The organism is Janthinobacterium sp. 67, assembly GCF_002797895.1.
Classification (GTDB): domain Bacteria; phylum Pseudomonadota; class Gammaproteobacteria; order Burkholderiales; family Burkholderiaceae_D; genus Janthinobacterium.
Genome location: NZ_PGES01000001.1, coordinates 4,867,170 through 4,879,961 on the forward strand (window position 1 = coordinate 4,867,170; position 12,792 = coordinate 4,879,961).

Here is a 12,792-nt window from a genome sequence, read left to right on the forward strand (position 1 = left end):
AAGGCGCCTCATTGAGGTGCCTTTTTTTCGTTGTGGGAATGTAAAAGGTCTTTAAAACAAGGCTTTTGCCCCGATTTGGGGTACTTACACGGTAATATAGTCGGCAGTTCTGTGTGCTTTTTTGAATACTGCACATAATTTAAGGATGTAACTATGGTTCCCCATCTCGTCACGGCCCTGACCGGACCGCTGCTCGACCTCGAAAAAAAGATTCTGGCCGCGACGCCGGCCATTGAGCGCTGGTTTCGCATGGAGTGGCAAGAGCACACGCCGCCCTTCTATTGCTCGGTAGACTTGCGCAACGCCGGCTACAAGCTGGCGCCCGTCGACACCAATCTGTTCCCTGGCGGTTTTCACAACCTGGCCACGGAAATGCTGCCCCTGTCCGTGCAAGCGGCCATGGCCGCCATCGACAAGTATTGCCCGGATGCCCGTAATCTGCTGATCGTGCCGGAATTGCACAACACTACGCCGCAGTACCTGCAAAACGTGGCGCGATTGATGCAAATCTTCCGCCAGACGGGGCTGCACGTGCGCTTCGGCTCGTGGTCGCCCGAGATTACCCAACCCACGCCGCTGGCACTGCCGGACGGCAACATGCTCGTCATCGAGCCGCTCGTGCGCCTGAACAATGGCCGCCGTCTGGGCTTGAAGGATTTCGACCCGTGCACGATTCTGCTGAATAACGACTTGTCGGACGGTATACCCGATATCTTGCAAAATATTCATGAGCAAAGCCTGCTGCCGCCCTTGCACGCTGGCTGGGCCTTGCGTCGCAAGAGCAACCACTACACGGCCTACGATGAAGTGGTGAAAAAATTCGGCAAGATGATCGATGTCGACCCGTGGATGCTCAACCCTTTCCACGCCAAGTGCAGCGACGTCAATTTCCAGGAAGGCGAGGGCGAAGATGCGCTGGCCGCCAGCGTCGACGTGTTGCTGGCCAAGATCCGCAAGAAATACAAGGAATACGGCATCAAGGAAAAGCCGTTCGTCATCGTCAAGCCCGATGCGGGCACGTATGGCACGGGCATCATGACGGTGCGCGACGCGAGCGAAGTGCGCGACCTGTCGCGCAAGCAGCGCGAAAAAATGTCCATCGTCAAGGATGGCCAGCTGGTGACCGACGTCATCATCCAGGAAGGCGTACCCACGTTTGAAAGCATCAAGGATGCCGTGGCCGAGCCCGTCGTCTACATGATCGACCGCTATGTGGTGGGCGGCTTCTACCGCGTGCATGCTGAAAAAGGCGTGGACCAGAACCTGAACGCGCCCGGCTCGCAGTACGTGCCGCTGGCGTTTGCCCAGCAGCATGCCGTGCCGGACTTGAAGGCCAAGCCGGGCACGGCCGCGCCGAACCGCTTCTATGTGTATGGCGTGGTGGCGCGCCTGGCCTTGCTGGCCGCGTCGCTGGAAATGGAGCGCACGGACCCGAATCCCGAGGTGTATTGAGCCACCGACGAGACTTGCCGGGCGCGGCGACTACCGCGCCTGGCGATCTCGGCTAGAATCAAGCATTCCTTATCCAGGCTCCCCGATTGGACGCACCATGAAAATTGCATTCCTTGCCGACCCGCTGGCAGGCTTCAAGACTTACAAAGATTCCACTTTCGCCATGATGCGCGAGGCGGCCAAACGCGGCCACGCCGTCTACGCCTTCGAACAGAAGGACATGGCGCTGGAAGAGGGCATCGTCACGGCAAGGGTCAAACACATCGAGCTGACGGGTGACGAGCACGACTGGTACAAGGTAGTCTCCACCGAAGAAGTGCGCTTGTCGGCGCTGGACGCCATCATCGAGCGCAAGGACCCGCCGTTCGACATGGAATACGTGTATGGCACGTATTTGCTGGAACTGGCGGAAAAGCAGGGCGCCTGCGTCTTCAACAGGCCGTCCGCCATCCGCGACAACAACGAAAAGCTGGCCATCGCCCAGTTTTCCGAATTCACGTCGCCGACCCTGGTGACGTCGGACGAAGCGCGCCTGCGCGCCTTCCACGCCAAGCACCAGGACGTCATCTTCAAGCCGCTCGACGGCATGGGCGGCACGGGCATCTTCCGCGTCAAGGCCGACGGCCTGAACCTGGGCGCCATCATCGAGACGCTGACGGACAACGGCGCGCAAACCATCATGGCGCAGCGTTTCATCGCCGACATCGTCAAGGGCGACAAGCGCATCCTCGTCATCGGCGGCAAGCCGGTGCCGTTTTCGCTGGCGCGCATCCCGCAAGCGGGCGAAGTGCGGGGCAACCTGGCCGCCGGTGGCACGGGCGTGGCGCAGCCATTGACGGCGCGCGACCTGGAAATCGCTGAAAAGCTGGGCCCGATCCTGGCCGCGCGCGGCCTGATGCTGGTAGGATTGGACGTGATCGGCGACTACCTGACGGAAGTCAACGTCACCAGCCCGACCTGTTTCCAGGAAATCATGCAGCAGACGGGTTTTGACGTGGCCGCCATGTTTGTCGACGCCGTCGAGCATGGCGTTGCGCAAGCGCAGCAGCGCTAAAAGGTGGAATGACTATGGTAGGGATTTTGCTCATGACACATGCACCGCTGGGACAGGCATTCATCGCCGCCTGCGCGCACGTGTTCCGGGGGCCAACGGAACGGTTTGAAGCCATCGACGTCGTCGCCGACCAGGACCTGGCGGAAGTGCAGAAGCTGGCGTCGGACGCCATCTGCCGCCTCGACGACGGTTCCGGCGTGCTGGTGATTACCGACGTGAAGGGCGGCACGCCGTCGAACTGCTGCAACAAGCTGGCCGACGCGGGCAGGGTGGAAGTCATCGCCGGCATCAGCCTGCCGATGCTGCTGCGCGCCATCACGTACCGCCGCGACACGCTCGACGTGGTGGTGGAGATGGCGCTGGCCGGTGCGCAAAGCGGCGCCGTGCGCGTCGATAACCGCATTCGCGTGGGCGAGTAAAGAGTGACATGGCCGCCGCCCTGACGGCGGCGGGTTTTATAGCAGGGCTGGCAACAATGCAGTGCATTCAGGGATAGAGACCATACAAAAATGATTCAAAAAGAACTCGAAATCATCAACAAGCTGGGACTGCACGCACGCGCCTCCGCCAAATTTACCCAGCTCGCCGCCAAGTTCAAGAGCGACGTCTGGCTGACCCGCAATGCGCGCCGCATCAATGCCAAGTCCATCATGGGCGTGATGATGCTGGCCGCCGGCAAGGGCGCGAAAGTGACCCTGGAAGCCGAGGGCGATGACGAGCAGGCATGTGTCGATGCGCTCACCGCCCTGATTAATGACAGGTTTGGCGAAGGCGAGTAATGCCCGCCGAACGCAGCCGCAGCCGCATTCCGACAGGTCACCCCATGGCATCTTTCACGCTCCACGGCATCCCGGTTTCCCGCGGCATCGCCATCGGCCGCGCGCACCTGCTGGCGCCGGCCGCCCTTGACGTCAAACATTACCTGGTGGCGCAGGAGCAGATCGAAGCCGAAGTCCAGCGCCTGCAAAACGCCATCGCCACCGTCCACAAGGAACTGCAAATCCTGTGGAACGAGCTGCCGAAGGACGCCCCCACGGAACTGGGCGCGTTCATCGACGTGCATGCGCTGATCCTGTCGGACCCGATGATCGCCGAAGCGCCGCTCGACATCATCCGTTCGCGCCACTACAACGCCGAATGGGCGCTGCTGACGCAAATCGATGAATTGTCGGCCCAGTTCGACGAAATCGAAGACCCGTACCTGCGCGAGCGCAAGGCCGACATCCAGCAAGTGGCCGAGCGCGTGCTGAAGGTCTTGCTGGGCACGGAACAGCTGCTGCCCAAGGCAGCCACCGCGGACGAGCTGGTGGCGCAGATGATCGTCGTCGCCCACGATATTTCGCCGGCCGACATGCTGCAGTTCCGCGACCGCTCCTTCATCGGTTTCATCACCGACGTGGGCGGGCAGAACTCGCACACGGCCATCGTCGCGCGCAGCCTCGATATCCCGGCCGCCGTCGGCATGTCGCAGGCGTCGATGCTGATCGAGCAGGACGACTGGCTGATCATCGACGGCGACGCCGGTGTCGTCATCGCCAACCCCAGCCCGCTGGTGCTGGAACAGTACCGCGAGCGCCAGGTGGCCATGCAGCGCGCGCGCAAGAAGCTGGGCAAGCTGAAAAAGACGCCGGCCGTCACCAAATGCGGCACGCCCGTCACCCTGCTGGCGAATATCGAATTGCCCGAGGATTGCGCGTTTGCGTTGGAGTCCGGCGCCAGCGGCGTGGGCCTGTTCCGCTCCGAATTCCTGTTCATGGGCCGCGCCCACAAGATCCCCACCGAGGACGAGCAATTCGAGGCCTACCGCAACACGGTGCAGTCGATGAAGGGCCGCGTGGTGACCATCCGCACGCTCGACATCGGCGCCGACAAGCCGCTCGACCAGGCAGACCATACGGCCCTGAATCCCGCCCTCGGCTTGCGCGCCATCCGCTATTGCCTGGCCGAGCCGCAGCTGTTCCTGACGCAGCTGCGCGCCATCCTGCGCGCCTCGGCCTTCGGCAAGGTGCGCATCCTGATCCCCATGCTCGCGCATGCATTCGAGATCGACCAGTCGCTGGCCATGATCGCGCAAGCGAAGGCCAGCCTGCGCGAGGAGGGCGTCAAGTTCGACGATGACGTCGAAGTGGGGGCCATGATCGAGATTCCGGCCGCCGCGCTGGCCTTGCCCATGTTCGTCAAGCGCATGGACTTCTTGTCGATCGGCACGAATGATCTGATCCAGTACACCCTGGCCATCGATCGGGTCGACTACGAAGTGGCGCATTTGTACAATCCGCTGCACCCGGCCGTTCTGCAATTGATCTCCATGACGATCGCGGCCGGCCACAAGGCAGGCATCGACGTGGCCGTCTGCGGCGAGATGGCGGGCGACGTGAAGCTCACGCGCCTGTTGCTGGGCATGGGACTGCGCGAGTTTTCCATGCATCCGGCCCAGCTGTTGGCGGTCAAGCAAGAGATCCTCAACAGCGACCTGGGCCTGATTGCGCCACAAATGCGCAAAATTATGCGTTCCATGGAACCAAATGTGATCGCCGAAGCCGTCCAGCAGCTGCAGCTCATGTAAACTGTCACCTTATCGGCATCAGGACACCTCGCGCGTGGCAAGAGGTGTGCTGATGCTAAAGTTGCAGCACCTATCATCGCGGTGCTGCATCGACCATGGCCCGTGGGGCCGCCCCCCTTTTATAAACCGACACACATGTCATCCATTGGAATCGTTTCGCCGCAAACCATGTATTTTGCGCAACCCCTGCAGCTGCAAAGCGGAGCATCGCTGCGGGACTATATGTTGATGTATGAAACCTACGGCACCCTGAACGCCGACAAATCGAACGCGGTGCTGGTCTGCCACGCCCTGAACGCTTCGCACCACGTGGCCGGCGTCTACGCCGACGAGCCGAAAAGCACGGGCTGGTGGGACAATATGGTCGGCCCCGGCAAGCCGCTCGACACGGACAAATTCTTCGTCATCGGCGTCAACAACCTCGGTTCCTGCTTCGGCTCGACGGGCCCCATGCACACCAATCCCGCCACCGGCAAGCCGTATGGCGCCGCCTTCCCCGTCGTCACGGTGGAAGACTGGGTCAGTGCGCAGGCGCGCCTGGCCGATGAACTGGGCATCACCCGGTTCGCCGCCGTGATGGGCGGGTCTTTGGGCGGCATGCAGGCGCTGGCGTGGAGCATCATGTTCCCCGAGCGGCTGCGCCACTGCGTGGTGATCGCCTCGACGGCCAAGCTGTCCGCGCAAAACATCGCCTTCAACGACGTGGCGCGCCAGGCCATCCTGTCCGACCCCGATTACCATGGCGGCGACTTCTATGCGCACGGCGTGGTGCCGAAGAACGGCTTGCGCGTGGCGCGCATGGTGGGCCACATCACCTACCTGTCGAATGACGATATGGCCGAAAAATTCGGCCGCAAGCTGCGCGACGCGACGCAGACGGGCGACTACAAATTCGGCTTCGGCATCGATTTCGAGATCGAATCGTATCTGCGCTACCAGGGCGACAAGTTTTCCGAATACTTCGACGCCAACACGTATTTATTGATCACCAAGGCGCTCGATTATTTCGATCCGGCGCGCGCGCATGGCGGCGACCTGGCCAAGGCCCTGTCGGGCACGAAGGCCAAGTTCTTCCTCGCCTCGTTTTCCACCGACTGGCGTTTTTCGCCCGAGCGCAGCCGCGAAATCGTCGAGGCGCTCGTGTGCAACCGCCGCCAGGTCACGTATGCCGAGATCGACGCGCCGCACGGCCACGACGCCTTTTTGCTGGAAGATGCGCGCTACATGAACATGGTGCGCGCCTATTACGGCCAGGTATGGAACGACATCGGGGCGGGTGCGCCCGCCGCAGTACAGAACACCGCCGTCCGCCAGGGCGCGAAGGAGACCGCATGACTTTTGACGAATTGAGCGCGCTGCGCCCCGACCTGGCCTTCATCGCCCACTGGGTGCCGAACAATGCGCACGTGCTGGACGTGGGCTGCGGCGAAGGCGTGATGCTGCAGTATCTGCAAAGCGACAAGGAATGCAGCGGTTATGGCATCGAGATTGCCGACGACAAGGTGCTGGCCAGCACCCGCCGTGGCGTGAACGTGATCCAGCAGGACATGGAAAAGGGCCTGTCGATTTTTGGCGACAACAGTTTTGATACGGTGCTGTGCCTGTCGTCCCTGCAGATGATGAAGCAGGTCGAGCCGCTGCTGCGCGACATCGTGCGCGTGGGCGCCGAGGCCATCGTCTCGTTCCCCAACTTCGCCTACTGGCCGCACCGCGTGGCGCTGCTCAAAGGCCGCATGCCCGTGTCGAAATCGCTGCCCTACCAGTGGTACGACACGCCGAACGTGCGCTGCGCCACCATCAACGACTTCCGCGAACTGGCCGAGGAATGCGGCCTGGAAGTGATCGAATGCGTGGCCCTGGCCGAAGGCAAGATGGTTTCCGTGCTGCCGAATCTGCGTGGCGACCTGGCCGTCTTCCGCCTGCGTAAAAAAGCGGTGCATTGATGAGCAAAAGCCCGGCGCCTGGCTGGCGTTCCCATGCCAATGGCCGCATGCTGGCCGTGCTGGTGCTGGGCTTCAGTTCCGGCCTGCCCCTGTTCATCCTGCTGTACCTGCTGCAGGCGTGGCTGGCCAAGTCGGGCCTGAACGTCAAGGCGCTGGGGCTGTTCGCCCTGGTGCAGTTCCCCTACATCTGGAAATTCCTGTGGGCGCCCCTGATGGACCGCTACCGCATCCTGGGACTGGGAAGGCGGCGCGGCTGGATGGCGCTCACGCAAGTGGCGCTGTTCTTTTCCATCGGCGGCATGGGCATGCTGGACCCGCTCACGCAGATCGGCCTGATCGCGGCGGCCGCTGGCGGCGTGGCCTTTCTGTCTGCCAGCCAGGACATCGTCATCGACGCCTACCGGCGCGAAATCCTCAGCGATAACGAGCAGGGCCTGGGCGCGGCCGTCATCGTCAATGCGTATAAAGTGGCGGGCATGGTGCCGGGCGCGCTGTCGCTGATCCTGGCCGACCGCATGCCGTGGCAGCCCGTCTTCTGGATCACGGCCGCCTTCATGCTGCCGGGGTTTGTCTGCACCCTGCTGATCAAGGAGCCGACCGTGTACGGCTCGCCGCCGAAGACCATGCGCGAAGCGATCATTCTGCCGTTCCAGGAATTCATCGCGCGCGATGGTTGGCGTAACGCAATGTGGATACTTGCCTTCGTATTACTCTACAAAATCGGCGACAGCATGGCCACGGCGCTGGCGACGAAGTTCTATCTGGACCTGGGTTTTTCCATGACGCAGATCGGCCTGGCCGCCAACACCACGGGTTTCTGGGCCAGCCTGGCCGGCGGCGTGGTGGGCGGCGTATGGATGCTCAAGCTGGGCATCAACCGGGGCCTGTGGGTCTTCGGCGCGCTGCAGGCGATCGCCATTCTGGGATTCGCCTGGCTGGCGCAGGTGGGACCGAATACCATGCTACTGAGCGCCGTGATCGGTTTTGAAGCTTTCGCCAGCCTGGGGCTGGGCGCGGCCGCCTTTGTCGCCTTCCTGTCGCGCAGCACGGACCCGCGCTATACGGCCACGCAATATGCCTTGTTTTCCAGCCTGAGCGCCGTGCCTCGTACCCTGATCAATGCCTCGGTGGGCTTTTTGGTCGCCGAGCTGGGCTGGTTCTCGTTTTTCATCGTGTGCTTCTTCCTGGCCTTCCCGGCCATGATGATGCTGCCTAAAATTGCTCCATGGAGGTCTGCCAATGGCACCAATATCCCTTAAACGTTACACCGTCCTGGCCAGCCTGTGCGCGGCCACCGCGCTGGCGCCCCTTTCCACCCACGCCCAGCAGGCGACGGTACAGGATGGCATCAAGGTGCGTCCCTTGTCGACCACGCGCATCTTCGCCGGCGGCGCCGATTTCAATGCGGAATCGAAGCAGCAATATACGCAGCTGGTCAATGAGGCGAAGGAAAAGAATGCGCTGGTGCCCGACAGCGATCCGCAAGTCAAACGCCTGCGCGCCATCGCCCAGCGCATCATCCCGTTCGCCACGCGCTGGAACGAGGCGGCGGCCAGCTGGAACTGGCAGGTCAACCTGCTCAACTCGGACGAGGTCAACGCTTTTTGCATGCCGGGCGGGCAGATCGCTTTTTACAGCGGCATCATCACCAAATTGAATTTGACCGACGATGAAGTGGCCATCGTCATGGGCCATGAAATTTCGCACGCCTTGCGCGAGCATTCGCAGGCGCAGGCCGGCAAGGGCAACCTGGCCGCCGTCGGCGCCAAGCTGGCCGGCGCGGGACTGTCGGCCTGGCTCGGCGTCGACCCGAATCTGACCAGCACGGCGACGAACATGGCGGCCAAGGGCGTGATGCTGAAGTTCTCGCGCGACGATGAACGCGAAGCGGACCTGATCGGCATGGACCTGGCCGCGCGCGCCGGCTTCGATCCGCGCGCCGGCGTCGTGCTGTGGCAGAAGATGGCGGCCGTGAGCGCGGGCGCGCCGCCGGAATTCCTCTCGACCCACCCGTCGGGCAAGGACCGCATCTCGCAGATGAACAGCCACATGGCGCAAGTGCTGCCGCTGTACGCGCGCAGCAAGGGCGTCAGCGTGGACGCCTTGCCGCCCTACCGCAGCAACGCCATCGCGCAGCGCTAGAATGCCGGCCCGTCACGCCGCCGCACCCTTGCCCATGCGCGACGGCGTGGCGCCCAGCTATCTGTGGCTGCCGGAAGGGCAGTGGCCCGACATGCTGTCGTTTCTGCTCGAACGCTACCCGCAGATCAGCGCGGCGCAATGGCTGGATCGCATGGCGCGCGGCGAAGTGGTCAATGGCGACGGCGCCGTGCTCGGGCCCGACAGCGCGTACAAGCGCGGCATGCGCATTTTTTACTACCGCGAACTGGAACGGGAAACGCCGATTCCCTTCCAGGAAGCCATCCTGTTCCAGGACGAGCATCTGATCGTCGTCGACAAGCCGCACTTCCTGCCCATGACGCCGGGCGGGCGCTTCGTGCAGGAGACCCTGCTGACGCGCCTGAAGAAAAAACTGGACTGCGCCGCGCTGACGCCGATTCACCGCCTCGACCGCGAGACGGCCGGCGTGGTGATCTTTTCGCGCCAGCCGTCGAGCCGGGGCGCCTACCAGTCGCTGTTCCAGCGCCGCGAAGTGCGCAAGACGTATGAAGCGCTGGCGCCCGTGCTGGCGGGCCGGGAATTCCCGTTCACCTACCGCAGCCGCATGGTCGAGGGCGCGCAGTTTTTCCTGATGCGCGAGGAAGCGGGCGAGCCGAATTCGGAAACCGTCGTCGACGTCATCGAGGAGCGCGGCATTGTCGCCCTGTACCGGCTGCAGCCGCACACGGGGCGCAAGCACCAGCTGCGCGTGCACCTGGCGTCGCTCGGCATCCCCATCGTCAACGATGCGTTTTATCCCGTGGCCCTGCCGTGCAAGGAAGACGACATGTCGCAGCCCTTGCAGCTGCTGGCGCGCGCCATCGAGTTTACGGACCCGTTGACGGGCGAGCCGCGCCATTTTGAAAGCCGGCGCGTGCTCGGGTAATCCGACACCGCCACTGGCGCGGCCAACAATGTCGTCGGATGACGGCCCTGCGGCCTCGGCGGCCCCACCTAATCCGACGCCACCACGGACGTATAAAATCAACCTTTGACCGTGTAATCGATGATCAACGGTGCATGGTCGGAAAAACGCTCGTCCTTGTAGACGCTGACCGTGTGCGCCTGGGCCGCGATGCCGGGGGTGGCGACGTGATAATCGATGCGCCAGCCCACGTTCTTCGCGTAGGCCTGGCCGCGGTTGCTCCACCACGTGTACTGGTCTTCGCGCTTGTCCAGGCCGCGGTGCACGTCGACGAAGCCCACTTCGTCGAAGACGCGCGTCAGCCATGCCCGTTCCTCGGGCAGGAAGCCGGAATTCTTCTTGTTGCCCTTCCAGTTCTTCAAGTCGATTTCATGGTGGGCGATGTTCCAGTCGCCGCAGATGACCACTTCGCGGCCCAGCGACTTCAATTCCAGCAGGTGCGGCAGGAACAGCTCCATGAAGCGGAACTTGGCTTCCTGGCGTTCCGGGCCGGACGAGCCGGACGGGCAGTACACGGAAATGACGGAGAGGTTGCCAAAATCGCAGCGCACGTAGCGGCCTTCGGCATCGAATTCAGGGCTGCCGAAACCGATATGCACGGCGTCTGGCTCGACCTTGCTGTACACGCCCGTGCCCGAATAGCCTTTTTTCTCGGCATAGTGGAAATGGCCATGGTAGCCGTGCGGGTTGAGGAATTCCGGCGTCATGTCGGGCAGCTGCGCCTTCAATTCCTGCACGCAGATGAAATCGGCCGTCTGCGTGCCCATCCAGTTGAAAAAGCCTTTTTTGGCGGCGGAACGGATACCGTTCAGATTGGCGGAAATAATTTTTGGCATAGGTCGAGAGTGAAAAGGGCGTTGTACGGGGCCGGCGGGCGCGGCATGGCGATTGTCTCGCCGGTGCGCGCGGATTAAAATACAGGCACTTTTAAAAAATGAGGCTAATGTGAATAATTTACGCCAGCAGTTTATCGCGTTTTCAGTATCCAAGGGAGTCTTGCGGTTCGGCGAGTTCACCACCAAGGCCGGACGCCAGTCGCCGTACTTCTTCAATGCGGGCCTGTTCCATGACGGCGCCACCCTGGCCGAACTGGCGCAGTTCTACGCGCAAACCCTGCTCGACTCGGGCGTGGAATTCGACATGCTGTTCGGCCCCGCCTACAAGGGCATCACTTTGGCGTCGGCCACCGCCGTGGCGCTGGCCGGCAAGGGCCGCAACACCTCGTTCGCCTTCAACCGCAAGGAAGCCAAGGACCATGGCGAAGGCGGCACCATCGTTGGCGCCAAGCTGCATGGCAAAGTCGTCATCATTGACGATGTGATCTCGGCCGGCACTTCGGTGCGCGAATCGGTGGACATGATACGCGCCGCTGGCGCCGAACCATGCGCCGTGCTGATCGCCCTGGACCGCATGGAGCGTTCCGGCCCGGATGGCCAGCTGTCACCAAGTTCGGCGGTGCAGGAAGTGTCGAAACAGTATGGCATCCCCGTCATCTCGATCGGCAACCTGGACGATCTGTTCGGCTACCTGAATGGCGCGGGCGCTGATCCGGAATTGCTGAAATATAAAGAAGCCGTCTCCGCATACCGCAATCGGTATGGTATTTAAGTAGTTCTCTCCAGCAGCGCCCGCAGCCGCGGGTCGCTGCAGGCGGTGGCAGCTTGCGGGTGGCATTGCAACAGCCGCCGCAACAGTGCGCCGCCGATGCCGCGCCGGCGGAATGGCGGTTTCACGAACAGCATGTTCACCGTCACTTCATCGGCGTGTCGGCTGATGTCGAGCATGGCCACCTGCTGGCCGTCGATCCACGCGCACAGCGCGCTGTCTCCTTGCCAGTCGATCTGCATCACGCCATCCATGGTTTGACCGCCGCATGCAAGCCCAGGGCAAACAGCCCGGCAAAAAAGCAGCGCTTGAATACCTGCTGCGCGATGCGTCCGCGCAGCCATTGACCGGCCAGCATGCCGGCCAGCGCCGGCAGCAGCGCATACGCGGAAGCGCCGGCCGCGCCGAGGCTGAAGTTGCCGTGCAGGGCAAGGCTGGCCGCCAGCGCCACGGTCGATGCCGTAAACGCCAGGCCCAGCGCCTGCACCAGCGCATCGCGCGCCAGCCCCAGGCCCTGCAGATACGGCACGGCGGGGATGACGAAGACGCCCGTGGCGGCCGTCACCAGTCCCGTCACGGCTCCCGCCACGGGCCCCAGCCACGCTTCGTGCCGCGCCGGCACGCGCAGCTGCAGCGATAACAATCCCGCCAGCGCATACAGCATCAGCGCCACGCCCAGCGCGACGACGGCCCAGGCGCCGCTGTCGGCCGGCAGCAGGGCGCCGCCCGCCACAGTGCCGGCCATGACGGCGGCCAGCATGGGCCACAAACGGCGCAGCAGGGCGCGCAGGCCGGGGCCGGCCGCCAGTTGCCACACGTTCGTCACCATCGATGGCACGATCAGCAGGGCGGCCGCCTGCACGGGCGGCATGACGAGGCTGAGCGTGCCCATGGCCACCGTCGGCAAGCCTAGTCCGACTACGCCCTTGACGAAGCCAGCGGCCAGAAAGCTGGCGCCGACCGCCAGCAAAAATACGATGTCCATGTTTTGATTGCAGAATGAGTGTGCGTGGATTTTGCGCGTCGCACGTACTTTCGCCAAGGCGGATTATTTTGAGTCAGCCTAAGTTAAAAGCGAAGGCTGGTA

At 62.9% G+C, this 12,792-nt stretch carries 14 protein-coding genes; 11 read left to right on the forward strand and 3 right to left on the reverse strand.

Features of this window, described 5'->3' with window-relative positions:
* Positions 1–153: 153 nt before the first annotated feature.
* The 10 genes from gshA to CLU90_RS21880 all read left to right on the forward strand — a co-directional run bounded on the left by gshA (position 154) and on the right by CLU90_RS21880 (position 10,061).
* Positions 154–1,452, forward strand: a complete 1,299-nt coding sequence (gene gshA / locus CLU90_RS21835) for a glutamate--cysteine ligase (protein ID WP_034749425.1) — start codon at positions 154–156, stop codon at positions 1,450–1,452.
* A gap of 97 nt (positions 1,453–1,549) precedes the next feature.
* Positions 1,550–2,506: a glutathione synthase gene (gene gshB / locus CLU90_RS21840; protein WP_092716701.1), complete on the forward strand. Its 957-nt coding sequence runs from the start codon at positions 1,550–1,552 to the stop codon at positions 2,504–2,506.
* A gap of 14 nt (positions 2,507–2,520) precedes the next feature.
* On the forward strand, positions 2,521–2,925 hold the full coding sequence (locus CLU90_RS21845; protein WP_035824452.1) for a PTS sugar transporter subunit IIA: 405 nt from the start codon (positions 2,521–2,523) through the stop codon (positions 2,923–2,925).
* 90 nt (positions 2,926–3,015) lie between these two features.
* The gene (locus CLU90_RS21850) at positions 3,016–3,285 is read left to right on the forward strand and encodes an HPr family phosphocarrier protein (RefSeq protein ID WP_010393142.1); all 270 of its coding nucleotides are present in this window, start codon (positions 3,016–3,018) and stop codon (positions 3,283–3,285) included.
* A gap of 44 nt (positions 3,286–3,329) precedes the next feature.
* Positions 3,330–5,072, forward strand: coding sequence for a phosphoenolpyruvate--protein phosphotransferase (ptsP, locus tag CLU90_RS21855; RefSeq protein ID WP_092717187.1), 1,743 nt, complete (start codon positions 3,330–3,332; stop codon positions 5,070–5,072).
* 135 nt (positions 5,073–5,207) lie between these two features.
* Positions 5,208–6,407 (forward strand): homoserine O-succinyltransferase MetX, encoded by a 1,200-nt coding sequence (gene metX / locus CLU90_RS21860; protein WP_092716703.1) that lies wholly within the window; start codon positions 5,208–5,210, stop codon positions 6,405–6,407.
* Complete coding sequence (gene metW, locus CLU90_RS21865; protein WP_034749410.1) at positions 6,404–7,015, forward strand: methionine biosynthesis protein MetW; 612 nt, start codon at positions 6,404–6,406, stop codon at positions 7,013–7,015. Before metX ends, metW begins: the two co-directional genes overlap by 4 nt.
* On the forward strand, positions 7,015–8,274 hold the full coding sequence (locus CLU90_RS21870; RefSeq protein ID WP_092716705.1) for an AmpG family muropeptide MFS transporter: 1,260 nt from the start codon (positions 7,015–7,017) through the stop codon (positions 8,272–8,274). Before metW ends, CLU90_RS21870 begins: the two co-directional genes overlap by 1 nt.
* Positions 8,255–9,157 (forward strand): M48 family metallopeptidase, encoded by a 903-nt coding sequence (locus tag CLU90_RS21875; protein ID WP_092716708.1) that lies wholly within the window; start codon positions 8,255–8,257, stop codon positions 9,155–9,157. The genes CLU90_RS21870 and CLU90_RS21875 overlap by 20 nt, the downstream gene beginning before the upstream one ends.
* A 1-nt stretch (position 9,158) precedes the next feature.
* Complete coding sequence (locus CLU90_RS21880) at positions 9,159–10,061, forward strand: RluA family pseudouridine synthase (RefSeq protein WP_092716710.1); 903 nt, start codon at positions 9,159–9,161, stop codon at positions 10,059–10,061.
* Between the two features lie 98 nt (positions 10,062–10,159).
* Here the strand turns inward: CLU90_RS21880 and CLU90_RS21885 are convergent, their stop codons facing one another.
* The gene (locus tag CLU90_RS21885; RefSeq protein ID WP_092716712.1) at positions 10,160–10,936 is read right to left on the reverse strand and encodes an exodeoxyribonuclease III; all 777 of its coding nucleotides are present in this window, start codon (positions 10,934–10,936) and stop codon (positions 10,160–10,162) included.
* A gap of 109 nt (positions 10,937–11,045) precedes the next feature.
* Between CLU90_RS21885 and pyrE the strand changes: the two genes are divergently transcribed.
* Positions 11,046–11,708, forward strand: a complete 663-nt coding sequence (gene pyrE / locus CLU90_RS21890; RefSeq protein ID WP_010393161.1) for an orotate phosphoribosyltransferase — start codon at positions 11,046–11,048, stop codon at positions 11,706–11,708.
* Here pyrE and CLU90_RS21895 read toward each other — a convergent pair.
* Positions 11,705–11,947: a GNAT family N-acetyltransferase gene (locus CLU90_RS21895; protein ID WP_157808878.1), complete on the reverse strand. Its 243-nt coding sequence runs from the start codon at positions 11,945–11,947 to the stop codon at positions 11,705–11,707. The genes pyrE and CLU90_RS21895 overlap by 4 nt on opposite strands.
* Entirely contained in the window at positions 11,947–12,690 is a 744-nt protein-coding gene (locus CLU90_RS21900; RefSeq protein ID WP_092716717.1) for a sulfite exporter TauE/SafE family protein, read from the reverse strand. Before CLU90_RS21900 ends, CLU90_RS21895 begins: the two co-directional genes overlap by 1 nt.
* Between the last annotated feature and the right edge of the window lie 102 nt (positions 12,691–12,792).